This is a genomic window from Halanaerobium polyolivorans, from assembly GCF_020711195.1.
GTDB classification, from domain to species: domain Bacteria; phylum Bacillota; class Halanaerobiia; order Halanaerobiales; family Halanaerobiaceae; genus Halanaerobium; species Halanaerobium polyolivorans.
On sequence record NZ_JAJFAT010000005.1, the window covers coordinates 20,912 to 46,621 of the forward strand.

Here is a 25,710-nt window from a genome sequence, read left to right on the forward strand (position 1 = left end):
CTTAAAGTTTTTGATTTTTAATCGATCAAGTCAAAAGACTGCATATAATCTCTCACAATATCATAAAGTTTGTCATCACTTAAAACAAACCCATCAAAGTTTAAGCCTGCCATAGACTCTCTACCCACAGAATCAGTATTTAAGCTTAAAAAAGCAGCTGTCATTTGATCCATTATCTCTACACTGAGACCTTCTCTAGCAGCTATTGAAGAGGCTGGCAAATAAAGTGAATGAGCAAAAATTTTAATCTCAGATAGATATTTTTGATTTCTGGGTTCTTCAAGAATAAATAATTTTATTACCCCGGCATCTACATAACCATAACTTACACTTCTTAAAACATTTTCATGTTTTCCTGTATAAATTATATCAAGATCTTCCTGATAATCTATATTTATGTCTCTCAACATGTCTATTGGAATATAATAGCCTGAAGTAGAATCTCTTTTAGAAGTTAAAGCAAATCTTTTATCTATCAAATCTTCTAATTGATTTATCTCAGAATCTTTTTGAGTGATAAAACCTGCTCGATAATAAGGAGTTCCATACATTACCCGCAAAACCAGGGGGACACAATCTAATTGTTGATGAGCTTTAACATAAAAAACAGGTGAATAATAAGCCAAATCAATTTCCCCTTTTTCCATTCTATCAATTAATTCATAATGATCTTGAGTAATAACAAGTTCAAGCTCAATCCCACTTCTTTTTGACACCTCATCAATTATCGGCTGCCAGCTCTCCAGTTTGGATAAAGCTACTCTTTTAGCTGGAACACCAAATTTAAGACTTTCTTCAGCAAAAGCACTTTGAACAAATATAAAAGAAAATAGAAGAATAAATAGTATAATATAAACTTGAATTTTAGTCTGCATTTTGTTCTCTCCTTTTTTTACTGTTAATTACTTTATTCAATTCTAAAGTCAAAATTCCTTTAAATTCGACTATTATTTTAGAATAAATACTGAAAATTTAGTTAATTAAAGTTTTAATAAAAAAAAGTCATTTTAAAATAAAATTCAGCCTACCATCTAAAAAATACTCAATGATAGGCTTAAAAATAAGCTGCAAATATATGTTTTTAATAAAACTATTTATGTCTTTTTATTAGTTCTTTTCTAATTTCTTCAGGCTTTATATTTTTTTCAGCAAGCAAAACCAACATATGATAAAGCAAATCAGCCGACTCTAAGACTAACTCTTCTGCTGCTTCATTTTTCGAAGCTATAATAACCTCTGCTGCTTCTTCTCCTACTTTTTTAAGAATTTTATCTATCCCTTCTTCAAATAAATATGAAGTATAAGAATCTTCCGGCATAGCCTCTTTACGACTTAATATTAGTTGATACAAAAAATCCACAATATTGCTTTGCTCAATCGTCCTTGCTTGATCTTTTTGAACTGCAATTTTCCTATAAAAACAAGAATTTTCACCTGTATGACAGGCCGGTCCAGCTGCTTCAACCAAAAATAATATAGTATCCTGATCACAGTCATAATAAACTTCTTTTAGCTTTTGAATATTTCCTGAGGTAGCTCCTTTATGCCAAATTTCCTGACGAGAACGAGAATAAAAAACTGTTTCACCTTTTTCCAGGCTTAATTTTAAAGACTCATCATTTACATAAGCCACCATTAAAACCTCTTTAGTATTATAATCCTGAACCACAGCAGGGATTAGATCTCTTTGATTATATTTAAAATCTATATCTGCCGGATCTGTAATAATTTCTAACATTTTATCACCTAAAACCTTTCTCTACACAACAATGATCTTAAATAAACTATTCTTCTATTCTAACAGGAATACCTGCTTTTTCGAGTTCTTTTTTAACATCTTTAATTGCTATTTCTCCAAAATGGAAAATAGAAGCTGCTAAAGCTGCATCTGCACCGGTCTCTTCAAAAACATCTATGAAATCTTTAATTTTCCCTGCTCCTCCAGAAGCAATGACCGGGATATTAACTGCCTCTGTAACAGCTTTTAGCATCTCTATATCATAACCATCTTTAGTTCCATCTGCATTTATACTGGTTAATAGTATTTCTCCTGCTCCCAGTTCTTCTAAGTCTTTAACCCATTCTATTAAATCGATCCCTGTTTCTTTACTACCTCCATTGATAAATATCTCCCAGCCATCACCTGAGTCTCTTTTGTCTGCATCTACTGCACCAACAATACACTGGGAGCCAAAAGCTTGTGCTCCTTCTTTAACAAGCTCGGGATTTTTAACAGCTGCAGAGTTAACCGAAACTTTATCTGCTCCAGAACGTAAAATAAGCTGCATATCTTCAACTGTTCTAATCCCTCCTCCAACTGTAAGAGGTATAAAAACTTGAGCAGCTACCTTTTCTACCAGCTCAGCTAAAGTTTTTCTTTTTTCTTTTGTTGCTGTTATATCTAAAAATACCAATTCATCTGCTCCTAAATCATTATATTTTCGGGCAGACTCAACCGGATCACCAGCATCGATTAAATCAACAAAATTAACACCTTTAACAACCCGTCCATCTTTGATATCAAGACAGGGAATGATTCTTTTTTTATGCATTATTTCCCCTCATTTCCGAAAATATTTTCTTTAAATCTATTTTACCCTGATAAATTGCCTGACCTGTAATTGCTCCATAAAACCCTAAATCTGCAAGCTTATATAAATCATCTTCAGAGCTGATTCCTCCTGAGGCAATTATATGTAAATCTGTTTCTGCCTTTAGTTTTTTTAGGCCCCCAAAGTCAGGGCCAGTAAGCATTCCATCTCTACCAATATCAGTATAAAGTATATATTTAACTCCTCTTTTTTCCATGTCTACTGCAAAATCAAGCATATCAAGACTGCTTTCTTCTTTCCAGCCAGAAGTAGCAACTTTTCCATCTCTAGCATCTATACTAACTAAAATTTTATCTGCTCCAAATTGCTGGATCATTTCTGATAATAACTCGGGATCTTTAACAGCTAATGTCCCTATAATAACCCTTGAAACACCTAAATCTAATAATTGCTTTAGATCTCTCTTTTTTCTGATACCGCCACCGGTCTGAATTTTAAGCTCTGTTTTTTGAGCTATTTCTTTAATTACATTAAAGTTTTTACTCTCGCCAGCACATGCACCATCAAGATCAACCAAATGCAGCCATTCTGCACCTTGCTCAGCAAATTCTTTAGCTATCTTAAGTGGGTTTTTGCTGTAAACTGTTTTCTTTGCAAAATCTCCCTGTTCTAATCTTACTACTTCTCCATCTTTTAAATCTATTGCTGGTAATATTATCATTTACAACAGCTCCCCAAAGTTTTCTAAAAGTTTAATTCCATTATCTCCACTTTTTTCTGGATGAAACTGCAGTCCTATTACATTATTTTTTCTCACAACTGCCGGTATTTTAGTTCCATAATCAACAACTGCCAGGACATCATCACTGACATCTTTAAGCTGATAAGAATGAACAAAATAAAAGTGAGCTCTAGCTGGGAGACCCTTAAATAAGGGATCATCATTGATGATTTCTAGTTCATTCCAACCCATATGTGGAATTTTATATTCACTTTCTATTTTAACTACTTCACCTGGTAAAAGCCCCAAACCTTGAGTTTTTAGTTCTTCATAACCCCATTCAAATAAAAGCTGCATCCCCAGACAGATACCCAAAAAAGCTTTGCCAGTTGCTACAAAATCAGCTATAAATTCAATAAAACCATCCTGTTTCAGTCTTTCTGCTGCACCGGGAAAAGAACCAACCCCGGGTAAGACAAGGCCTGAGTATTTTTCTACTTCCTGCTTATGGGCACTTGCCAAAATTTCAGTCTCAAGCCCAATAAATTCTAAAGCTTTTTGAATACTATTTAAATTACCTGCTCCATAATCTATAATGGCGATCATTTATAAAACACCCTTTGTAGAAGGTATTTTATCAGAATCAATCATAACTGCAGTTTTTAAAGCTCTTCCCAAAGATTTAAATACTGCCTCAATTTGATGATGACAATTTGTCCCATGCATCAATTCCACATGAAGTGTAATTCCCATATTAAAGGCAAATGCCCTTAAAAATTCCACAACCATTTCCGCTGGAAAATCTCCTACTAGTTCTCTACTAAAGGGTAGATCATGATAGATAAAAGGTCTTCCACTAATATCAATAACAGTTCTAACAAGTGACTCATCAAGGGGCACTAAAACATTACTAAAGCGATGAATACCTTTTTTATCTCCAATTGCCTGAGCAAAAGCTTTTCCCAGAGCAATTCCCGTATCTTCGATTGTATGGTGTTCATCTATTTCCAGATCTCCTTTAACAGAGATTTCTAAATCAAAATTACCATGCCGGGAGATCTGATTTAACATATGATCAAAAAAGCCTATCCCGGTTTTTATATTTCCTTTTCCTTCCCCATCTAAATTGACACTTACTACGATTTCTGTTTCTGCTGTTTTGCGCCGTTCTACTGCTACTCTATCTTTCTTCAAATTAACCACTCCTTAATTTTTCTGTTTAAACTCCTCCAAAACTCTGAGAACAGCATTGTTTTCTTCTTTACTACCAATAGTAATCCGAACTGCAGCTGGGTCAGTATTATATGATCTGATTTTTATCCCAGCTTGATTTAAAGCTTTTTTAAATAGATGAGTTTTTTCACCTTCAAGATAAATAAAATTAGCTTCTGAAGGAAAAACATCCCACTTAGAATAAGCAGCTAGTTTTTTATAAACTCTTGCTCTTTCCTTTTTTATAAATTCTATTCTCTCTTTTATGATATCATCATTATTTAAAACTATACAAGCTAAAATATCAGTTAGGGTATTTAAATTATAGGGTTTCAATACTTTTTTGAGTTCTTCAACTAAAACAGGATTAGCATATAAATAGCCAAGTCTAATTCCGGCTAGACCATATGCTTTGGAAAAAGTCCTAGTTACAGCTAAATTTAGATGTTTGTCTACTTCATCCATTAGATCTTCACTGCTGAAATCTGCATATGCTTCATCAACAATAACTGGTCCTGAAAAATATTCGCTTATAGAGAGAATTAAATCTTTAGCCAATAATTCACCAGTTGGATTATTCGGTGAACAGAAGAAAATTATTTTTGGCTCTAATTGATCAATTTTGGCTTTAATATTTTCAATCGTAAAATCCTTATTTAAAGGGATTTCCTCATATACTCCACCACCTAGTTCAGTAAAATATTGATACATAGAAAAGGTTGGTGTCTGTGATAATACTATATCACCTTTATCCACAAAAGTTCTAATTAAAATATCCAGTAATTCATCTGAACCATTGCCAACAATGACTTCTTCTGTACTTACTTCTTTGTTTAATTCTCTGCTTAAATAATCTGCTAATTCCTGATGAATCTTTTCTGAATATATTTCTGGATAACGATTAATATCATTTTTTTGAAATTCTTTTATAAACTTATCTTTTATTTCGGTCGGAATATCAAAAGGAGACTCATTACCTGCCAGGTTTATTTTAACCTCAAAATCATCTTTTTCACCATAATAGGGAGAAATTGAGCGCACCTCTTCTCTCAACTTCTCTTTAATTTTTACTTTTTTATCTTTTTGTTTATCACTCACTTTTTTCACCTTTTTCTGTTCTGATTCTAATTGAATTAGCATGGGAATCAAGCCCTTCTCCTTCAGCAAGACAAATTACATCTTGGCTGGCTTCCTCTAAAGCTTCTTTACTGTAATGAATAAAACCTGAGTATTTAACAAAGTCCCTTACAGAAAGAGGCGAGAAAAATCTTGCTGTAGAGTTAGTAGGAAGAACATGATTTGGTCCTGCATAATAATCTCCAATAGGTTCTGGTGTATATTCGCCTAAAAATATTGAACCAGCGTTTTCTATAGAAGGGAGAATCTCAAAAGGATTTTTGACTGCTAATTCAAGGTGTTCTGGTGCAACTAAATTAATCATTTCTACAGCTTCTTGCTGGTTATTAACTGTAATCATTAAACCATAATTTTTTAATGATTCTTCAATAATATCTTTTTTGCTCATATTTTTTATTTGCTCTTCTAATTCTTTCTCAACCTCAGGAATCAATTCAGCTGCATCAGTAACTAAAATTGAAGATGCTAGGGGGTCATGTTCTGCCTGACTCATTAAATCAGCTGCTATGTAGGCAGGGTTAGAATCTTTTTCTGCCATAATCATTATTTCGCTAGGGCCAGCAATCATATCAATTTTAACCTGACCAAAAACAAGTTCTTTAGCCATTGAAACATATATATTACCAGGGCCAACAATAATATCAACTGCTGGAATAGTTTCAGTACCATAAGCAGCTGCACCAACAGCCTGTGCCCCTCCAAGTTTAAATATTTTATCTGCACCAGCAATACTTGCGGCAGCTAAAATAACATCACTAACTTCTCCATTTTTATCTGGTGGAGTTAACATAATTATTTCTTCTACCCCGGCAACTTTTGCTGGGATAACGGTCATCAATACAGAAGAAGGATAAGCTGCTCTTCCTCCAGGAACATAAACTGCTGCTTTTTTGAGGGCTCTACAGACCTGGCCTGTAATAATACCTGGCTTTTTCTGTTTCTGCCAAGATGATGTTTTTTGTTCAGAATGAAATGCTTCAATATTTGCCGCTGCATTTTCTAATGCTTTTAAAAAATCATTATCAACTGCTTTCAAAGCTTTGTCAATTTCTGATGCTTGGACTTCTAAATCTGCAGCCTTAAATTCGATTCCATCAAAACGGGCAGTATAATCTAAAACTGCTTGGTCACCATTAGCTTTGACATTTTTCAATATCTCGGCAGCTATTTCCCGATATTCTTCTAAATTATCCCCAGAACGACTGTCTAAAAGCTCTTTAACTTGATTAATGTTTTTTCTGCCATCTATTATTTTCTTAATCATTATTTTCCTCCTCAGTTAATACTCTATCAAGCGACTCAATAATTTTTGAAATTTCATCCTGTCTGGTTTTCATGCTAACCTTATTTACCACTAATCTAGCTGATAGTTCTCTAACATTTTCATAAACCACCAGACCATTTTCTTTTAAGGTTCTGCCTGTTTCAACAATATCAAGTATAGTGTCTGCTAGACCTGTTAAAGGAGCAAGTTCAATTGATCCATTAAGTTTAATAACTTCAACAGGCTCTCCACGGCTTCTAAAATAACGGCGGGTAAAATCCGGATATTTAGTAGCTACTTTTCTTTCTAATAATGTTTCACTTCTATTGGGTAATCCAGCCAAAGCAAAACGGCAAGCACCATATTTTAAATCAAGAACTTCATAAAGATCTCTGTTTTCTTCTAATAAAGTATCTTTGCCAACTATGCCTAGATCTGCTGTACCATATTCCACATAAATTGGTACATCAGCTGGTTTAACAAGGATTATCTCAAAGTTTTCTTCTGCGAATTCAAAAATTAACTTACGTGATTTAAGCACATTTTCAGGTAGGTTATAGCCAGCTTTTCTAAACAGTTTTACAGCTTCTTTGGCCAGCCTACCTTTTGCCATAGCAATACAAAGATTCTCCATTATTCCCACTCCTCTATTTTCTTTAGAACAAGATTTAATAATTGATCTTGCTCGCGAGCAATTTTACTTTGGGCTCCATTATTTCGATAAAGATTTAAGTCTGCTTCTTTTATATCTATATGGTATTCTATTTGTTGAAAATCTAGATAGTCCTGATCAACATCATTTAATAATTCTGCAGTATAGTTAAGCTCTCTTAAGGCTTCCGCAAGTTCATAGGCAGCTTTTAAATCAGATTTTTCTTGATAAGAAACCACAAAGCTTTTTTCTTCACTTTCAATAAAATTCTCGGTTCTACTTAAATAATCAAGCAGATTTTCAATTTCTACTGCAAAACCAACTGCTGCTTCTTTTATACCGAATTTTTCGGTTAGGTTGTCATAGCGACCTCCACTTGCCAGCAAATTACTATAACCTCTAGCATAACCCTTAAAGATAATCCCGGTATAATAACCATGTCTCGAGATCAACATTGGATCAAAAGTTATATACTGCAGCAAATCAAATTCTTCTAATCTATTAAAAAGCTCTTCTAAACTTTCTAATACATTTATAGTTTCATCTGAAAGCGGCATTGCTTCTAACTCGGCAACAACACTTTTCGGATCACCAAAAAGTGTGGGTAATCTTAAAAGAACATTCTCGGCTTCCTGCTTGAGATCAACTTTTTTAAGATAATTTTTAATTCCTACTTTATTTTTAGCTGCTAATAATTTTCTTAAAGCAGCTGTATGCTCATCTTCTATTTTTAAATCAGCAAAAATTTCATTAATTAAATCCGCATGGCCGATATCAATTAAAGGTTCTTCAACCATAACAGCCTCCATTGTTCTAATTAATAGTATAATAATTTCTAAATCAGATTCTAAGGAATCACAGCCAATTAACTCCACTCCAGCCTGAGTTTTTTCTTTGAGACTTAGGCTCTGGCTATTGCGGGATTGATAAGCAGAACTGAGATAAGAAAATTTTAATGGACGAGGACTGTCCTGAAATCTGCTGGCTGCTAAACGAGCAATCGGCATCGTTAAATCTGGCCTCAAAACTAAAATTTGACCTTTATCATCTACTACTTTAAACATTTCATTTTTTTCAACCAATCCTTCTACACCTGTATAAAGTTCTATTGATTCTAATGTTGGGGTCATAACTTCCCTATAGGCATTAGCCTCAAAAACATTTCTAATTGCTTCATAAATGGTTTTTCTCCTTCTTAATTCAGCTGGTAAAATATCTCTTACTCCTTCTACAAATGCATTCATCTATTTATCCCCCTGTATTTTAATTTAGTCCTTTAACATGCTAAAGTAATAAAGTGTTGTATATATTATATTTATATTAACCCACTCTGTCAAGTCTTTTAATAAAGTTTAAATATGTCTAAATTTTAAAACTATTTGCTAAGACAATTATATTGCAATAATATATTCGATTATTTAAATCAATTTTAAAATACAATTCACTTTATTTCAAATATATGCTATGATAAATATAGTAAATAATAAGAATTCTTGATAATGGAGGGGGTTAAAGATGTTTTTTGATTATCATCTGCATTCTCATTTCTCTACTGATTCTCAAATGAATATGAAAGAACTAATTGAATCAGCAGTTGAAATGGGTTTAGATGAAATAGCAATCACAGACCATCATGATATAGATTATAAAGATGATACAATAGAATTTTTAATTGATAAAGCTCAATATTTATCTGAATTAGAAAAAATGCAGAATAAATATAAAGATAAAATTAAAATCAAAAAAGGTATTGAATTGGGGGTTCAGCTGCATATTTTTGAGCAATGCAATCAATACATAGCTGATGATTTTGATTTTGTAATTGCTTCATTCCATACTGCAGAAAAAAAAGATCTTTATAATCGAGACTTTTTTGCAGGCTACAGTCAGTGGGAAGCATATATTCGGTATTTAAAAACAGTCTATGCAGTAGTTAAAGCTTATGAAAACTATAATGTGATAGGTCACCTGGATATAATTAGAGATTATGGTGATTATGGAAGCAAAGCTGATTTAATGGAAAATCAAGAGGCTGCTGAAATAATAGCAGAAATTTTAAAAGTAATCATCCAAAAAAATAAGGGAATTGAAGTTAACACTGCTGGATATAGAATTGATGGCAGAGATCCTATGCCTAGTTTTAAAATCTTAAGACTCTATAAAGACCTGGGAGGTAAAATATTAACCATTGGTTCTGACAGTCACAGCCCAGATAAAATTGCTCGGAAATTTTCTTATACCAGTAAAAAATTGCAGGAAATAGGTTTTAAAGAATTAGCAACTTTTAATAATATGCAGCCAGAGTTTCACAAAATTGAAGATTTTGCGCTTTAAAAACAAAAAAAGCAGGAGGACTAAGCTTCTCCTGCTAATAATTTCAATAATTCTGCTGTATCATGGGGATCTTTAAGATAATATTCTGCCTCTGTATTTAAATCATCTTCATTTTGTACATAAATGCTTATTCCTTCATCAATCACTTGAAATGCATCTTCATCTGTTCTATCATCACCAATATAAATTTTTAAATAGTTTTCAAGTGCAAATTTGTCACTGATTTTCCCAGCTATGAAATTAACGGCTTTACCCTTATTCCAAGCTTGAGGCCTTATTTCCACAATTTTGCGCCCTGCTAGTACCTGATAATTTTTTTCTGCGAACTTTTCATTAAGCTCATCTCTAATTTCTTTTTTTGTAATTTCATCACTACAGTGAAGAGCCATTCCAAAGCCTTTATCTTCAACTTCAAGCTGAGCTTTAGCCTGATATTTTTCTTTTATATCTTGATAAATTTCTTTGCTTTTTTGATCTATATTCTGTTCTGAAAAGGGATATATTATCTCATCACTTATAAATAATTCGATTTCAAGGCCGTGACTACCTGCATAATTTGCTTTTTCAAGCTTTAACATATTTTTTAAATCACTTAATTGCCGCCCTGAAACCAGACTAAGATAATATTTTTCTTTTTCGGCAATGAGTTTGAGACTTTCGACTGCTTCTGTTAGTGCATCTGCCTCTGCTGGAACAGGATTAAAGGGTGCTAAAGTTCCATCATAATCAGAAAAGAAAAGAATATGATCAGCCCTTAAAATCTTTTGCCTAATCTCCTGCCAATACTTATTTTTTAAAGCATATTTTTTATTCATAACAATCCAACCAATTTTCAAGGAAATGATCACGCCACCAATTAATATCATAATAGCTAAGATCTTCTTTAGCAGACTTCAATCTCTTTTTCTTTTCCGCTTCATCCATTTCCAATGCCTGATAAATACCATCTGCTAATTCTTCTCTATGATAGGGGTTAACTTTTATTGCACTGTCTAAATACTGTGCTGCTCCTGCAAATTCGGAAAGAATTAGAACACCATTATCCTGTACAGCTAGATATTCTTTTGCCACTAAATTCATGCCATCAATAGAAGCAGTTATTAATCCTACATCTGCAGCTTTATAATATGGCAAAAGTTCTTCCTGAGGCACAGAGCCATAAAAGTATTTAATTGGTGTCCAATCATCTTTTTGATATTTACCATTAATTTCAGCAATTTTTTTGTCTATTCTTTCTTTCATCTGCTGATATTCTTCAACCTCGGTCCTACTAGGAGCAACCCTCTGAACTATTGTAACTTCACCAATATATTCAGGATATTTTGCAAAGAACTTATCAACAGCGTTTAATCTTTCTTCTATTCCTTTGGTATAATCTAATCTATCAACTGCAAAAATTAATTTTTCTGTATTATAACTTTTCTTAACAGCTTCTGTCTTTTTTAAATAATCTTCATTATGAGCTAATTCGGCAAAACTTTGATAATCAATCCCCAAAGGAATACTTTTAACTTTTGTTTCAGATCCCTGATGAGTTATAATCTTATTTTCAAAATCAACTTCTGCACCAATTTTTTTGGCACAACTTAAAAAGTTATAAACAAACAAGTCTGTGTGAAAAGCTATAAAATCTGAGGCTAATAAACCCTCTATTATTTCTTTGCGCCAGGGAATTGTTCTAAATGCCTCCCAGGCAGGCCAAGGTATATGCCAGAACATCGAAACCGCAGGATCTTTTTTTGCCTGAAGGTAACCCGGTACTAAAGCTAAATGATAATCATGAATCCAAACCAGATCATCTTCTTTTAACTCTTCTTTGATATTTTCAGCATATTTTTGATTAACTTTTTGGTAACTCTGCCAATATTCTTCCTCATAATTAGCCTTTGAAATAAAGGTATGACAAATAGGCCACATAACCTCATTTGAAAAACCATAATAAAAACCTTCTTTTTCTGTTTGAGAAAGATTTATTCTTTTTAGAGTATATCCTGCTTGATCAGGAACCCTAATTTTATTATCCTGGTCAACTACTTCAAAATCAGCCTCTCCTCTTCCCCAGGCAATCCAAAGACCTTTCACATCCTGCATCATTGGATCAAGGCCAGTAGTTAAACCACCTGCTAATTTTTGCATTTTTACTTCATCATCTACATAGTAATGTTTATATGGTTCACCATTGGAAACAAGAACAAGTCTTCTATCAGCAAATTCTGCTTCCATAATTTTTAACCTCCCTAATTTTTCCATTTTAATCTTAACAGTTATAGTTGGAAGTGTCAAGAAATTAAATAGAAGAGCAAAAGCCTGATAAATTTAGATATCTAGTTCTTCACCAATCTCAATTATTTTACTGCTGCATCCTATCTGTTCGAACTTAGAAGATAATCCTTTTGCCTGTAAAAGTTCTTGTCTTTCCTCAGGATCATAATGATAGGGGATAGCCAGATTTGGATTTAGTTTAATTACACTTTCTATATAATCCGCAAAATCACTATTATAACAAGCTGTAAATAATACTTCTATTTCTTCTTTTGGGTCAGGATATTTAGAAGCATCAGCCGTCTGATAAATCCCCTTATAAAAATAAGCAACTGATGATTCCGCCTTATAACAATCTACTTCTAATACTTTAATCTCATCTGCTATAATATCACCAGCTTCTACAACCTCGCCTTCAAGATCAAATTTAGCAAATACTGACTGAGGTGCATAAACTTCGGTTTCTTCTTTTAATACTTTTTCCAGATCACTGGGATCAATATGATCATCATGTTCATGAGTAATCAAGACAAGATCTGCCTTTACTTCTGCATCTATCAAGAAATTAGGATCAATAATAATATTTTTTTCTCCTTTGATTTCTAGAGCAGAATTACCGAGCCATCTTAGTTTAATAATAATCATCTCCTATTTTTTAAATAATAATCTAAACTATTTAGTTTTTTACCTATTATTATTTTAGCATAAATTAATAATTTATCAAAATAAGCTTAATTTACTCTTTCATACCTGATTTAATCATTAAGCTTTCAATAAATATTCGCTGATTAAATATAAAGAAGATTAATAATGGCATTACTATAAACATTGTTCCCGCCATCAACAATGTCCAATCTGCTCCACTTTCCTGCTGAACAAACATTCCTAAACCTATTGCTAAAGTTCTAACACTAGGAGTCTCAGTAATAATTAAAGGCCAGAAATAGTCATTCCAGTGAATAACTATACTAATTAAAGAAAAAGCAGTTATAATCGGTTTCGAAAGTGGAATCATTACATGTTTTAAAATTGTAAAATGACCTGCTCCATCAATTCTGGCCGATTCTATTAAAGACTCAGGTATTTGTTTGAACTGCTGTCTAATTAAAAAAGTTCCATATCCACTTGCAATAAAGGGCAATACCATAGCTGTTCTAGTATTTATCAAACCAAGCACCCTCATCACATCATAATTAGGTACAACTATTGCCTGTAAAGGTAATAGCATCTGTGCAATAAAGATAAAAAACAGTACATCCCTACCAAAAAATTCTAATTTTGCAAAAGCATAAGCAGCTGGAATAATAACCAACAACTGCATAATCACAGTAAAGGTTACTACTATTATTGTATTGATTAAATAAGTCCCAAAAGGGGCTGCATTTAAAATATCTAAATAATTTTCAAATCTAAATTCTGTAGGTATTAAGCCAATCCCCTGACCAAAAACTGCATGGCTGGGCTGAATCGAAGTAGAAAGAGCCCAGATCAGCGGCACTATAGCTATCAAAGCTATAAACATCAAAATAGCATGGCCGAGTAGATGACCCATCTTTTCTTTTATTTTGGCTAATTTAATCTTCATTACCTCCCCTTAAATATATATTATCCATATTGAATTCTTTTGCTTAATGATCTCATAACTAAAATTATTGTTATAAATAAAACGATTACTAAGATAGTTGTTAATGCATTACCAAGGCCTAAATCCCAGTATCTAAATGTCTGCTGATAAATATAATAAACAAAAACATTAGTGGCATTAGCCGGCCCCCCCTGAGTCATGATATGGACAATATCAAAAACTCTAAAGGATTCGATAATATTAACTATAATAACAAAAACCAAGGTTGGAGTTATTAAAGGTAATGTTATGTAAAAATGTTTTTGAAACCAGCTGGCACCATTAATCTTTGCGGATTCATATAATGAAAAGTTAATATTTTGTAATCCTGCTAAAAAGAGAATCACAAAATAGCCTAGGTTCTTCCAAATCATAACTATCATTAGAGAAGGCAAAGCTGTTCTGCTGCTGTTTATCCAGGCTCTACCTGAGATACCTAAAGCTCTTAATATTCTGTTTAATATACCAATATCTGGATTGTAAATAAAAACCCATAACATTGCTGCTGCTGCCATTGGAACTAAGGTTGGAGTAAAAATAGATGCCTCATAAAATTCTCTGAATTTGCTTTTTTCGTTAATTAAAATCGCAATAAAAAGAGAAAGACCAATAATTACCGGAATAGTTCCAATTAAATAAATTAAATTATTTCTAATGACCCGCATAAATAAAGGATCATTAAAAAGAATCCTGAAATTTTCAAGTCCCACATATTGTGGTTCAGGCATCCATAAATTATTATCAAATAAGCTCAAATAAAAACTTCTAAATATTGGATAATAAGTAAAGACAACTAAAAAAATTCCCGAAGGAATTAAAAATAAATATGGAAGAAATTTGCTCTTATATGAAAGTAATCCTGATTCATCTTTATAGTTTTGAATAATATTATGCAGCATTTATTGTCAATCACCTCATATTCTAAATTTTATTACTACCCCCTGATTAATCAGGGGGTAGTATTTTAAACATTTTTATTAATGTCTATCAAGAATTGCTTGAATTCTATTCTGTGCATCATTCATTGCCGTTTCTGCTTCCATATCACCTTCCATTACCTCATCAAGTATATCTGTTAAAATCTGACGTATTTGTTGATAGCCAACAGCACTCATCTTTGGATATGCATATTCTAATTGATCTCTAGCTACTGCTCTAGCAGGTTGATTCTCAACATGTTCTGCTAAAACTGGAACTTCATAGGCATCTTCACGTACAGCTACATAGCCTGATTCTACACTCCAGCTTGCTGCATTTTCTGGGTTAGTCATGAATTTAATAAATTCCCAGGCAGCTGCTTGATTAGCTTCTGGAATATCTTTAAATACATGAAAATCTCCTCCACCTACAGCTGCACCATATGTTTTATTCTGAGGCATAAACGCTACTCCTACTTCAAAATTAGCTGTATTTAAAATAGGTGGAAGTGCTCCAGTTGAATTATAAAGCATTGAAGCAGCTTCTCCAGCAAAATCAGTTGGGCTTCCTGCCCAGGTCCTAACTTCTTTAGGCATTACTTCATATTTATGCGCTAAATCATACCAGAACTGAGCAGCTTCTAAAACAGCTTCATCTGTAAAATAAGCTTCAGTTCCCTCACGGTTAATAAGCTGTCCATTATTTTGATAGGCAAAAGCTTCAAAGATCCAATCATTCCAACCACCAGGAATAATTAATCCCCATCTATTAGCTTCTCTATCGGTTAAAACCTCTGCATATGCTACCAATTCATCCCAGGTATCAGGTGCTCTTTCTGGATCTAAACCTGCAGCTAAAAGTTCATCTGCCTTTTCTGCAAAGTGATCTTTATTATAATAAAAGACCGGGGTACTTCTTTGAAATGGAATTGTCCACTGTTCACCATATAAATTACCATTAGCTAAAAAGGCATCAAAAAATGGCTCTAAAAAATCGCCTTCTTCTTGTTCAATAAATTCTGTTAAAGGTATAGTGGCATTCATTTGCAATAAACTGTGTGCTTCGGAAATTTCTACAACTGCTATGTCTGGTGGGTTACCCCCCATAACTCCTGTCTGTACTCTCTGCATTGTATCATCATAGTCTCCTGAATATACCGGTTGAACTGTAATGTTTGGATGAGTTTCATTAAATTCATTTACCATTTCATCTACGACACTTGCCAGAGGACCTGCTACACCGACTGGATAATAGAAGTTTAAAAGAACTTGATCTTCTTGTGCTCCTACAGGACTAAGAAAAACTAAAGCACTAAGTAAAAGTATAGACAGACAAAAAACAATCCCTTTTTTCATAATAATTTTTCACTCCCTATTTTTTTGATTAAGCCTAAATAATTAAAAATCACACCTCCTTTGATTTAAGTTATTTTTATAATAAAATATTAAAGTAAAAAGTTTATTGCAAAAAAGTTAAATTTAAGTAAAATGTAAAGATAATTGCTAGCTAAGTTAAATTTTAAAGTCTATATACTATATTCTTTAAATCAACTAAAAAACCTTTTTGAAAAAAGAAAATATTATGAAAACTTAACCTAAAAAAAGCCCCTCTCTGATTAAAGAGAAGAGCTAGAAAATAATATTATCTATACATTTAACTCTCTTACTTGATCTTCGTCTCCTTCGGCAACTTTTTTCCCGATCTCTGAAACAATGGTACTTCCGCTAGGAACATGTTGATTATTGAAATCACCTGTATTTACATAAGAGAATATTCTACAGTTTCTTTCAATATTTGTTCCTTCAGGTATAGTAGCTCTTTTAGCAATAACATTTAGTCCATTAGTAAGCAGTTCTGGTTTATCTTTATTTGGAGTCAAATCATCACCATAACCAATCTTACAGTTTGCCTTTACTTCAACTTCTTTATCAATTATACATTTATCAATCACTGAATTTTTTCTGATTATGCTATCATTAAATATAATTGAGTTTTTAACCACAGCCCCTTCTTCTATGTATACTCCTGGACTGATAACCGAATTCTCTACTTGCCCATTAACAATTGAACCATTTGAAATTAAACTTTTTGAAGCACAGGCATTTTCACCTAATTTCACTGATGGCTTCTCTTCACTTCTTGTATGAAGTTTCCATTCTTGATTATATAAATTTAGTTCTGGAATAGGCTTAGCTAAATCTAGATTTGTCTGCCAATATGCTTCTAGAGTACCCACATCTTTCCAATAATCATCAAATGCATATAAAAACACATTATCTTCTTCAATCATTGGTGGTATTATGTGATGACCAAAATCAGAATCTTCTTCACTACAATATTTTTCTAATACCTCTAATAATTTATCTTTATTAAAAACATAAATACCCATTGAAGCTAAGTTGCTGGGCGGATCAGCAGGTTTTTCTACAAAATCAGTAATTCTCATATCATCTTGATAATCTAAGATTCCAAAGCGACTTGCATCTTCATAAGGTACTGGTTGAGCAGCTATTGTTAAATCTGCCCCCTTTTCACGATGAAAATCTATCATTTTACTATAATCCATAGCATAAACATGATCACCGGATAAGATTACTACTTCATCAGGATTTTGATTTCTGATAAAGCTCCGATTCTTATAAATAGCATGTGCAGTCCCTTCATACCAATCTGTAGAGCCGGGTTTGCCTCTAAAAGGCTGTAGAATAGTTACTCCACCTCGTCTTCTATCTAAATCCCATGGTTTTCCTATTCCTATGTGATTATTCAGTGATAGAGGAAGGTATTGAGTTAATACACCCACATTATATATATTAGAATTTACACAGTTACTTAATGCAAAATCAATCAATCTAAATTTACCTGCAAAAGGTACACTTGGTTTAGCCCTATGTGCAGATAAAATATCAAGTCTTGTTCCACGACCACCAGCCAAAATCAACGCTAAAGTTTTCGCCATTTTAATTCCCCCTCATATTATATTAATCTTTCTCAAATACAGTTAAAAAAATTCACTTATAACTGTATAAAATCTAAATCTCTCATATATATACTATTAACTAATTTTGTTGAAAATCCTTCCTTTTTTTAAAAAGAATTTTTAAAAAATTAAAGTAATTATTTTTAGATAATTTTATAAATTTAGCCATTATTTTTTTTCAAAATCAAATGAAAAACACTTGTAAAAGTTAACAAAACTACAGCAGAAACCAACCAACTCAATTGATAGCTGCCGCTAATATCTGCTAAATGGCCAAAGATCGGAGGGCTTACTACAACTCCGGACCTTAAAAAAACAAGGGCCACCCCTGTACCAATCCCGGTCAATTCTGCACTTGAAAGCTCTGCAATAGTTGTAAAAAATAGGCTCATCCATCCTAAGGCCATAACTCCAGTTAAAAATGAGCTAAAATATATAAGGTAGGTAGTAGGTGCAAAATTACTAATGTAAAAAGAATAAAATAACTGAATAAAGACTAAAGAAAAAGCAACCGAAGTTAAACCAAGGCTTCTATCACCATTAAAAAATTTATCATTAACATAGCCTAAGGCCGGCCGGCCTACAATTCCACCTATTTGAAAAAACCCAAGGCTTAATCCGGCAACAGTCCTGCTCATATTGACATCTTGAGTTAAATAAAGAGTATAGTGAGCAGGTATAGAGCCTACTGCAGTACCTAAAGCAAAACCAAGTGCACAGACAAGCATTAAATTTTTATTCTTCAACAAAATAGATATGGATTCTTTAAAACTAGCTTGCTCTTTTTGTTTTAATGCATAATCTTCATCTTTTTTATTATCTTCTTGATAAAAAATAAATAAAAATAAAGCAACTATTAAGGCCAGGGAACCAGAAAACAAAACTGCGATTCTCCAACTATATATTTCTCCTAAAACTGGTAAAAAGGTTGCACCTAAAAAGCCGCCTACACCTCCACCCATCTGCATGATCCCCATAGAGGTGGCTCTATTTTCAGCAGATACTTTATACATAACTGCCTTATTTAAGGATGGAGTTATAATACTAAAAACAAGCCCAGTTAAAAGAGCTAAAATCAAAAGCACAAAAAAATGAGGTGCTGCTGAATGTAAAATAAGTAACACACCAACTGAGCTTACCCCAAATATCATTCCCTTTTTTGAACCAATTTTGTCAACTACACTACCACTATAAATAGCAATTAAAGTAGCTAGTAAAAAATAAGCTGTAGAATACAAACCTGCCTGGGCTCTAGTAATTGAAAACTCATCTCTAACAAAGGGCATTAAAGCCATAAAACCCTGCATATTGATATCAACTGCCAAATAAGCTGTAGAAATAATAAAAAGAAATTTATACTGCAATTTAGTGGATTTAGTAGTATTCATTAGTTTAGATTTCTCCTTTTTTATCTATAGAATAATTAATTATGAAAAGCTTTTCTGAAAAATTATTAGAATCATTATTAGTATTTTATATTAATAATTACTTCTTGTCCAACTGAATTTAAGATTTAAAATACTATTTTTTGCAAATTCTTGAGAAAGTGATAAAATTAAGCTAGAGAAAAAATTTAAGCAAAATAAAATTGGCGGAGGTACTTAGTAATGAGAAAGAAAAAAATAGGAATTGTTCTAGCTGGTGGTGGAGCAAGAGGTTTTGCCCATTTAGGAGTTTTAAAAGCTCTAGAAGAAAAAGGTATCAGAGCAGATTTAATATCTGCTGTTAGTGCGGGCTCTATTGTTGGAGCTTTTATCGCTGCCGGCAAAAAACCAGAAGAAATAATGGAGATTATGAAAGAAAATGATTTTTTTGATTATGCTAAGGTTACATTGCCGATTAATGGATTAATGAGTTTAGACAACCTTAATAAAAACTTAGAAGAACACCTAGAAGCAGAAAAAATATCAGAACTTAAAATACCACTTTATATTGCAGCTTCTAATCTAGTCACTGGTAAAATAAAATATTTTAAGGAAGGTGATTTAAGCAAAATTGTTCAGGCCTCTTCTTCTATTCCCGTACTCTTTTCTCCAGTAGAAATAGAGGGTGATCTTTATGTAGATGGAGGACTGCTTGATAACCTGCCTGTTGAGCCCTTAAAAGATCAATCTGATTTAATAATAGCTATAAATATAATGCCGATTGAAAAAACAAGAAAATTAGATAATTTGGTAGAGATTGCAGTCAGAACATTTCAGTTAAGTGTTAATCGAGATCAAGAAAAAATCAAAAATGCTGTCGATTTATTTATAGAACCAGAAGGTTTAGAAGAATATCATATCCTGGATACAAAACATGCTGATAAACTTTTTGATTTAGGCTATAAACACACCAGAAAAATGGATATTAACTTTTAGTCAATATATCATTCGAGAGAAATACCCAAATTATTGGCCAATTTTTGCAAAGCTTCTACTGCTTGACCTTTCAAAAATATATTTGTCAATTCATCACTATAGTTAGATTTTTTGAGATTTATTTCAATTATTTTTGCCCCATTTTCTTTAGCATAAAAAGGTATTTGGCCAGCAGGCTGTACCTCTCCAGCTGTGCCAATGATTATAAAAAGATCTGCTTTTTCAGCTTCAAGATATGCTAATTGATGAGCTTTTTGAGGAATTGGCTCACCAAAAAATATAAAGTCCGGTTTTAATATGCCTCCACATTCACTACAAACAGGAGGAATATTATTTAATAATAGCTCTAGGTCATTAAATTCAGCTCCACAGTCAAGGCAGATAGCCTTTTTCGAATTCCCATGATATTCTATTACATTAACACTTCCTGCTTCTTGATGAAGATTATCGATATTTTGAGTAATTATTGCATCAAGCAAATTGTTTTTTTCCATTTCAGCAAGAATCTTATGAGCGGAATTGGTCTGAGAATCGACAAAAAATTCATAATAAATTTCTTTAATTGCACTCCAGGTTTTTGCTGGTTTTTGAGATAAGTAACTTATTGAAAAAATTTGAGGATCATAATTTTTCCAGAGTCCATTTTCTGACCTGAAATCAGGTATACCACTCTGTACAGAAATACCAGCGCCTGTAAATGCAGTTGTATGATTAGATTGTTTAACTAAATCTGCTGCCTTTTGATAACTATTCATCTTAAATCAGACTCCTTTCTGCTATATATATATTTCTTCAAAAAAAATTAATCACCTTTTTGTATAATCTGGAATAATATTATATAATTATATTATGAATTTTGTGAGGAGGATCACAATGGATATTCAAAATTTGATAAATGAAAATCTAATAATAATGAATTTAGAAAGTGATAATAAGGAAGAGGCTTTTAAAGAAATCATTGACGTTCTAGCTGAGGAAAGTAAAATAAGTTCTAAAGATGTCTTCTTTGAAACGATTTTATCCAGAGAGGAAGAAGGCCCTACTGGTTTAGGAAGAGGGATTGCAATTCCCCACGGTAAAAGTAAGGTAGTTAGTGAATTAACCCTTTCTTTTGCTAGATCAAGAGATGGTATCGAATATAATAGTATTGACCAAAAACCTGTTCAATTATTTTTTATGGTGGCAGATTATGAGGGGTTTTCTCCCGACTATCTCAAAATGGTATCAAAATTAGTCAGCAAGATGAGAGATGACAAAAACAGAAAGGCTCTTTTAAAGGCAGAAAGCAAAACAGAAGTCTTAGAAATAATCTATAAATTATTTTAAACACCTATGAAAAGAGGGGCTAATTATGTTAAAAAAATCAATTATAATTTTTCTGCTGTTGGTTATCACCTTATCTATCTATACCTTATTATCTAATCTATATTTAGATTGGGAATACAGCCAAAATCTTAGCTCTATGCAGACAACTTATCTGCTTAAAGATAGTTTCTCTATTACAAATCCAAACAATCCTGCTGTTCCAAGGCCTCTAAGAAATTATATAAATTATAGTGTCATAAATTTTAATAATTTACCCTCTTATGTAGATCTTAAATATTCAGGTCTATATTATCATGATGCCAGAGATAAAGGGAGAAATTTTACTGCAAAAAGCTTTTATGATATAAAAGAATTTAATTATATAAGTGAGTTTATAATTGATGATAACCGATTAATTTTTCATAAACTGCGGGAAAAATTATTAGAATCAAATAAAATACATGAGAAAAAGCTATTTGGTATTATTAATAGGCCCACTTATTATTCTGAAGAAACAGAAAAATTTTTAAGAACTCGTTTTATTTTTGATGCAGTATATTTTCCTTATTTTTATCTCGCCAATAATCAAATAACTTGGAATTCTATAGATGATAAAAGTGTATTAATAAGCCTCAGAAAAAATAATCAAATAATGAACTATACTCTGAAATTTAATGCTGATTATTCTCTGAATTCAATTGTTAGTGAAGATTTTCTTTTAGCTGGTAAAAGAGTCAGATTTGTTGCTAATTACAGCAATTATATCCGACAAAATAATTTTAGAGTTCCAGCATCTTTTGAGTTAATTTACGAAGATAGTTTAGATAATTACACTATTTTCAAAGCTAATCTTATTAATGTAAGCTATAAATAATTGGTCAAAACAAAGTTAAGGATAATTTTTTACTATAATAAAACAAAAAAATAATAGTTCTGCTTTTTAGTCTTTCAATTCAATTTAATGATGAAAATAATAAAATTTTTTTGGAATTAAATGACATATAATTAATATTGACTGCATAAAATAATTATGTTAATATTATGACAACGATAGACAAAAAAATAGCTTTAAGTTTAGGAGACATGAGAAATCCTATTAGTTTTTTAAGCATTTAGCCGTTTTATGCTTAATTAAGACAGGTAGGATTTTTTTAATTTTATATTAAGGAGGAGTGCTAATGCCCGATTATTATGATTATATGCTGCCAACTGTGAATTTTATGGGACCTGGCTGTGTAGAAGTTGTTGGAGAAAGATGTAAAATTTTAGGCGCCAAAAAAGTTCTAATAGTAACTGATAGTTTTTTAAGAAATATGGAGGGTGGACCAGTTGATCAGGTTCTTAATTATTTAGACAAAGCTAATTTAAATTATGCATTTTATGATGAGGTCGAACCTAATCCAAAAGACACTAATGTTTATGAAGGGCTTGATATTTACCAAAAAGAAAATTGTGATATGATTGTAACTATAGGTGGGGGAAGTGCTCACGATTGTGGAAAAGCAATTGGAGTTGCAGCTACTCATGATGGTGATTTATACAAAGATTATGCAGGAATTGAAAAATTAGAAAATGAAACTCCTCCTATGGTCTGTGTAAATACTACTGCCGGAACAGCCAGTGAGGTAACCAGACATACAGTTATTACCGATACTTCTCAGACGCCAAATGTTAAGTTCGTTATAGTTAGCTGGAGAAATACACCTGATGTTTCTATTAATGATCCTGAACTTATGGTTGGAAAACCTCCTGGATTAACTGCCGCTACTGGTATGGATGCTTTAACCCATGCTGTAGAAACATATGTCTCTACTAATGCAAATGCTTTAACTGATGCAGCAGCTATTAAATCAATTGAATTAGTAGCAAACAATTTACGCAAAGCTGTTGAAGATGGCCAGGATATTAAGGCACGTGAAAATATGGCTAATGCATCTGTATTATCAGGTTTTGCCTTTAATAATGGTGGCCTAGGTTATGTTCATGCTATGGCCCATCAATTAGGTGGTTTTTATGATATGCCACATGGGATTGCAAATGCTATTTTACTTCCTTATGTAGAGAAGTTCAATCTTGGTACTGATGTAGAGCGTTTCTCAAATATTACTGAAATTTTTGGCAGTGATCAGAGTGATATAAGCAATAATCCTAAAGCTCAGGAATCAATTAAAGCAATTAAAGATGAAATAGATAAATTAAAGCGTTTTCAAAAAATAGCCGAAGTTTTTGGGGTTGATACTAGTAATATGTCAACAAGAGAAGCAGCTGAAGCTTCTTTAGATGCAATTAAAGAGCTGGCTCGTGATATTGGAATTCCAACTTCTTTAAGTGAATCTAAATTTGATGTCAAAAGAGAAGATTTTGAAGAGATGGCTAAATTAGCTTTAGAAGATGGTAATGCTGGAACTAACCCCAGAAAAGGAAGTGTAGAAGATATAGTCAGAATTTTTGAAGATGCATATTAATATTTTAAAATAATAGAAGAAAAAGATAAGCTTAGCAGTCACTTATGAAGATAAAACTCTATAGTGATTGCTAAGCTTTTTTATTTATACTAATAATCTGAAAAGAAAAATAGTACTTAGACCAAGATAAATAGAAACTCCTGTTATATCAGTAATTGTTGTTAAAAAAGGACCGGTCATTAGAGCAGGATCTTTGCCTAATTTCTTGATTATAAAAGGCATAGATCCTCCAACCACACCAGCAACTAAAACATTGATTCCAAGTGCTATTCCAGCCACAAAACCAAGAATCAGATTTCTCTGCAGAAAATATGCTACTGCTGCAAAAACAACACCTAATACTAATCCATTTACCAAACCAATTTTAATTTCTTTAACTACTGCTCGCTTGATATCTCTAATTTGCACCTCACCAAGTGCCAAACTTCTAATAGAGACTGAAAGAGCTTGAATACCAACATTTCCTCCCATATCTGTAATCATAGGCAGAAAAGCAGCCAAAATAGCAACTTGGGCAATGGTATTTTCAAAATTACTTATCACAGCAACAGCTCCTAGATTCAAAAATATATTTCCAACCATCCAGGGCAGTCTCATTTTTATAGAAACTCTTGATCTAGTAAAAAATGATTCCTCTCCGGAAACTCCAGACAAAGCCAAAATATCTTCGGCAATTTCATTAGAAAGCAATTCACCCGCTGTTTCCATGCTCAAAACTCCTATTAATCTTTCTGTCTCGTCTACAATCGGGAGCAGCTTTAATTTGCGGGCTCTAATTCTCTGAGCAGCATCATGAGCTGGGTCCTCAATATGAGCAGTATATATATTTTCTGTCATTACACTATCAATTTTAGCTTTTCTATCTGCAAATAATAATTCTCGAAATGAACAAACTCCTAATAATTTATTATTCTCATTAACTATATATACATATGATCTGTGATCAATAATATCGGCAAGCTTTTTTATTTCAGCCAGTACATTTTCTATGCTACTACCGCTTTTGACAGAAAGATAATCTTTTTCTAAAAAAGCACCAACAGTATCCTCACTATAACTGGCTAATCTTTCTACTTCTTCTCGTTTAGACTGAGAAAGGTCTTCTAATATCTCTTCTTGTTTTTCTTTGGGATATTGTTGTAATATATCTGCTACTTCATCACTGTCCATTTTAGCTAAATATTCTAGTCTTTCTTCTTCGGGCATTAATTCTAATAATTCTGCAGCATATTCTTCCGCAAAGCCATTAATAACATCTAAGATTCGCTCTTTAGGTAGATGTTGAAGAAAATTATAGATATGTTCAGATGAGAAATTCCTTAGTAATTTTGCTAACCTCAAAGCAGGCAGCTTTTCCGAGACTTCGACAGCCTTTTCCATTTCTTTAGCTTTTAAATGCTGCTTTGTTTTTTGAACAGCTTCTTTAATAATATCATTACCTAATAACAATTTAATTCTCCCCCCTTCAATGGTTAAATTTTAAAAGTATATTTTTTAGATTAGTCAATAATTTTCCCTTATTATAATTATTCTTTGTCTTTAATAAATTTCCCGCTTAAAATTAGAATTATTAGAGTTTCAAATTGTATCACAAAAAAATAGAGACCAATTTTTTTGGTCTCTTCAATAAATTCTTTAATTTTTTAGTTAATGATCTTCTTTTGGCATTTCAATATTTACAAAATCAACAAGTTCTTTTACTGCTTTTTCTGAGTCTTCACCATCTGCTTTAATAGTTATTTCTTTACCTTTTCCTACTCCTAAACTCATAACTCCCATAATACTTTTGGCATTAACTTCTTTATCCTCAAAAATTATATTTATTTCTGATTCAAAAGAACTAGCTTTTTGAACAAATTGAGCTGCTGGTCTGGCATGTAAACCAGTTTTATTTTTAATTAAAACTTTTTCTTCTAATAACAAA

Annotated in this window: 26 protein-coding genes; 5 read left to right on the forward strand and 21 right to left on the reverse strand. The window is 32.3% G+C overall.

The features are described from left to right. Positions 1–17: 17 nt before the first annotated feature. The 10 genes from LJ207_RS04580 to hisZ form a co-directional block, all read right to left on the reverse strand. Positions 18–875, reverse strand: a complete 858-nt coding sequence (locus LJ207_RS04580; protein ID WP_229344504.1) for a phosphate/phosphite/phosphonate ABC transporter substrate-binding protein — start codon at positions 873–875, stop codon at positions 18–20. Between the two features lie 215 nt (positions 876–1,090). Then, positions 1,091–1,738 (reverse strand): bifunctional phosphoribosyl-AMP cyclohydrolase/phosphoribosyl-ATP diphosphatase HisIE, encoded by a 648-nt coding sequence (gene hisIE / locus LJ207_RS04585; protein ID WP_229344506.1) that lies wholly within the window; start codon positions 1,736–1,738, stop codon positions 1,091–1,093. A 46-nt stretch (positions 1,739–1,784) separates the two neighbouring features. After that, a complete protein-coding gene (gene hisF, locus LJ207_RS04590; protein ID WP_229344507.1) occupies positions 1,785–2,552 on the reverse strand; it encodes an imidazole glycerol phosphate synthase subunit HisF in 768 nt (255 codons plus the stop codon). After that, complete coding sequence (hisA, locus tag LJ207_RS04595; protein ID WP_229344509.1) at positions 2,545–3,273, reverse strand: 1-(5-phosphoribosyl)-5-[(5-phosphoribosylamino)methylideneamino]imidazole-4-carboxamide isomerase; 729 nt, start codon at positions 3,271–3,273, stop codon at positions 2,545–2,547. Before hisA ends, hisF begins: the two co-directional genes overlap by 8 nt. Next, positions 3,274–3,879, reverse strand: a complete 606-nt coding sequence (hisH, locus tag LJ207_RS04600; protein ID WP_229344510.1) for an imidazole glycerol phosphate synthase subunit HisH — start codon at positions 3,877–3,879, stop codon at positions 3,274–3,276. Beyond that, positions 3,880–4,467: an imidazoleglycerol-phosphate dehydratase HisB gene (hisB, locus tag LJ207_RS04605; RefSeq protein ID WP_229344512.1), complete on the reverse strand. Its 588-nt coding sequence runs from the start codon at positions 4,465–4,467 to the stop codon at positions 3,880–3,882. Between the two features lie 12 nt (positions 4,468–4,479). Further along, positions 4,480–5,583: a histidinol-phosphate transaminase gene (gene hisC, locus LJ207_RS04610; protein ID WP_229344514.1), complete on the reverse strand. Its 1,104-nt coding sequence runs from the start codon at positions 5,581–5,583 to the stop codon at positions 4,480–4,482. Then, the gene (gene hisD, locus LJ207_RS04615) at positions 5,576–6,886 is read right to left on the reverse strand and encodes a histidinol dehydrogenase (protein ID WP_229344516.1); all 1,311 of its coding nucleotides are present in this window, start codon (positions 6,884–6,886) and stop codon (positions 5,576–5,578) included. Before hisD ends, hisC begins: the two co-directional genes overlap by 8 nt. After that, complete coding sequence (hisG, locus tag LJ207_RS04620; protein ID WP_229344517.1) at positions 6,879–7,520, reverse strand: ATP phosphoribosyltransferase; 642 nt, start codon at positions 7,518–7,520, stop codon at positions 6,879–6,881. Before hisG ends, hisD begins: the two co-directional genes overlap by 8 nt. Beyond that, on the reverse strand, positions 7,520–8,782 hold the full coding sequence (gene hisZ, locus LJ207_RS04625) for an ATP phosphoribosyltransferase regulatory subunit (RefSeq protein ID WP_229344519.1): 1,263 nt from the start codon (positions 8,780–8,782) through the stop codon (positions 7,520–7,522). The genes hisG and hisZ overlap by 1 nt, the downstream gene beginning before the upstream one ends. 271 nt (positions 8,783–9,053) lie before the next feature. On the opposite strand from hisZ, the gene LJ207_RS04630 reads away from it, so the two are divergent. Next, a complete protein-coding gene (locus tag LJ207_RS04630) occupies positions 9,054–9,872 on the forward strand; it encodes a histidinol-phosphatase HisJ family protein (protein ID WP_229344520.1) in 819 nt (272 codons plus the stop codon). Between the two features lie 20 nt (positions 9,873–9,892). Here the strand turns inward: LJ207_RS04630 and otsB are convergent, their stop codons facing one another. The 8 genes from otsB to LJ207_RS04670 form a co-directional block, all read right to left on the reverse strand. Continuing rightward, the gene (otsB, locus tag LJ207_RS04635) at positions 9,893–10,687 is read right to left on the reverse strand and encodes a trehalose-phosphatase (protein ID WP_229344522.1); all 795 of its coding nucleotides are present in this window, start codon (positions 10,685–10,687) and stop codon (positions 9,893–9,895) included. After that, positions 10,680–12,095, reverse strand: a complete 1,416-nt coding sequence (locus LJ207_RS04640; protein ID WP_229344523.1) for an alpha,alpha-trehalose-phosphate synthase (UDP-forming) — start codon at positions 12,093–12,095, stop codon at positions 10,680–10,682. The genes otsB and LJ207_RS04640 overlap by 8 nt, the downstream gene beginning before the upstream one ends. A 93-nt stretch (positions 12,096–12,188) precedes the next feature. Next, positions 12,189–12,779 carry an MBL fold metallo-hydrolase gene (locus LJ207_RS04645; RefSeq protein ID WP_229344525.1) on the reverse strand — a complete coding sequence of 197 codons (591 nt, stop codon included), beginning with the start codon at positions 12,777–12,779 and terminating at the stop codon, positions 12,189–12,191. Positions 12,780–12,870: 91 nt separating this feature from the next. Next, positions 12,871–13,719: a carbohydrate ABC transporter permease gene (locus LJ207_RS04650; RefSeq protein WP_229344527.1), complete on the reverse strand. Its 849-nt coding sequence runs from the start codon at positions 13,717–13,719 to the stop codon at positions 12,871–12,873. Between the two features lie 20 nt (positions 13,720–13,739). After that, on the reverse strand, positions 13,740–14,657 hold the full coding sequence (locus LJ207_RS04655) for a carbohydrate ABC transporter permease (RefSeq protein ID WP_229344528.1): 918 nt from the start codon (positions 14,655–14,657) through the stop codon (positions 13,740–13,742). Between the two features lie 78 nt (positions 14,658–14,735). Further along, positions 14,736–16,031, reverse strand: coding sequence for an ABC transporter substrate-binding protein (locus LJ207_RS04660; protein WP_229344530.1), 1,296 nt, complete (start codon positions 16,029–16,031; stop codon positions 14,736–14,738). A 290-nt stretch (positions 16,032–16,321) separates the two neighbouring features. Beyond that, entirely contained in the window at positions 16,322–17,635 is a 1,314-nt protein-coding gene (locus tag LJ207_RS04665) for a glucose-1-phosphate adenylyltransferase (RefSeq protein ID WP_229344531.1), read from the reverse strand. Between the two features lie 182 nt (positions 17,636–17,817). After that, positions 17,818–19,044, reverse strand: coding sequence for an MFS transporter (locus LJ207_RS04670; protein WP_229344533.1), 1,227 nt, complete (start codon positions 19,042–19,044; stop codon positions 17,818–17,820). Between the two features lie 219 nt (positions 19,045–19,263). Here LJ207_RS04670 and LJ207_RS04675 point away from each other — a divergent pair, with 219 nt between their 5' ends. Then, a complete protein-coding gene (locus tag LJ207_RS04675; RefSeq protein WP_229344535.1) occupies positions 19,264–20,016 on the forward strand; it encodes a patatin-like phospholipase family protein in 753 nt (250 codons plus the stop codon). Between the two features lie 8 nt (positions 20,017–20,024). Here the strand turns inward: LJ207_RS04675 and LJ207_RS04680 are convergent, their stop codons facing one another. Continuing rightward, positions 20,025–20,771 carry an SIR2 family NAD-dependent protein deacylase gene (locus LJ207_RS04680; RefSeq protein WP_229344536.1) on the reverse strand — a complete coding sequence of 249 codons (747 nt, stop codon included), beginning with the start codon at positions 20,769–20,771 and terminating at the stop codon, positions 20,025–20,027. Positions 20,772–20,889: 118 nt separating this feature from the next. On the opposite strand from LJ207_RS04680, the gene LJ207_RS04685 reads away from it, so the two are divergent. The 3 genes from LJ207_RS04685 (at position 20,890) to LJ207_RS04695 (ending at position 23,786) form a co-directional block, all read left to right on the forward strand. Then, a complete protein-coding gene (locus tag LJ207_RS04685; protein ID WP_229344538.1) occupies positions 20,890–21,342 on the forward strand; it encodes a PTS sugar transporter subunit IIA in 453 nt (150 codons plus the stop codon). A gap of 25 nt (positions 21,343–21,367) precedes the next feature. Further along, positions 21,368–22,195, forward strand: a complete 828-nt coding sequence (locus LJ207_RS04690) for a DUF6544 family protein (RefSeq protein WP_229344539.1) — start codon at positions 21,368–21,370, stop codon at positions 22,193–22,195. 304 nt (positions 22,196–22,499) lie between these two features. Next, on the forward strand, positions 22,500–23,786 hold the full coding sequence (locus LJ207_RS04695; protein ID WP_229344541.1) for an iron-containing alcohol dehydrogenase: 1,287 nt from the start codon (positions 22,500–22,502) through the stop codon (positions 23,784–23,786). Between the two features lie 84 nt (positions 23,787–23,870). Here LJ207_RS04695 and mgtE read toward each other — a convergent pair whose 3' ends face one another. After that, positions 23,871–25,235, reverse strand: coding sequence for a magnesium transporter (mgtE, locus tag LJ207_RS04700; RefSeq protein WP_229344542.1), 1,365 nt, complete (start codon positions 25,233–25,235; stop codon positions 23,871–23,873). Positions 25,236–25,433: 198 nt separating this feature from the next. Continuing rightward, the gene (locus tag LJ207_RS04705) at positions 25,434–25,709 is read right to left on the reverse strand and encodes an HPr family phosphocarrier protein (RefSeq protein WP_229344544.1); all 276 of its coding nucleotides are present in this window, start codon (positions 25,707–25,709) and stop codon (positions 25,434–25,436) included. Position 25,710 lies beyond the last annotated feature (1 nt).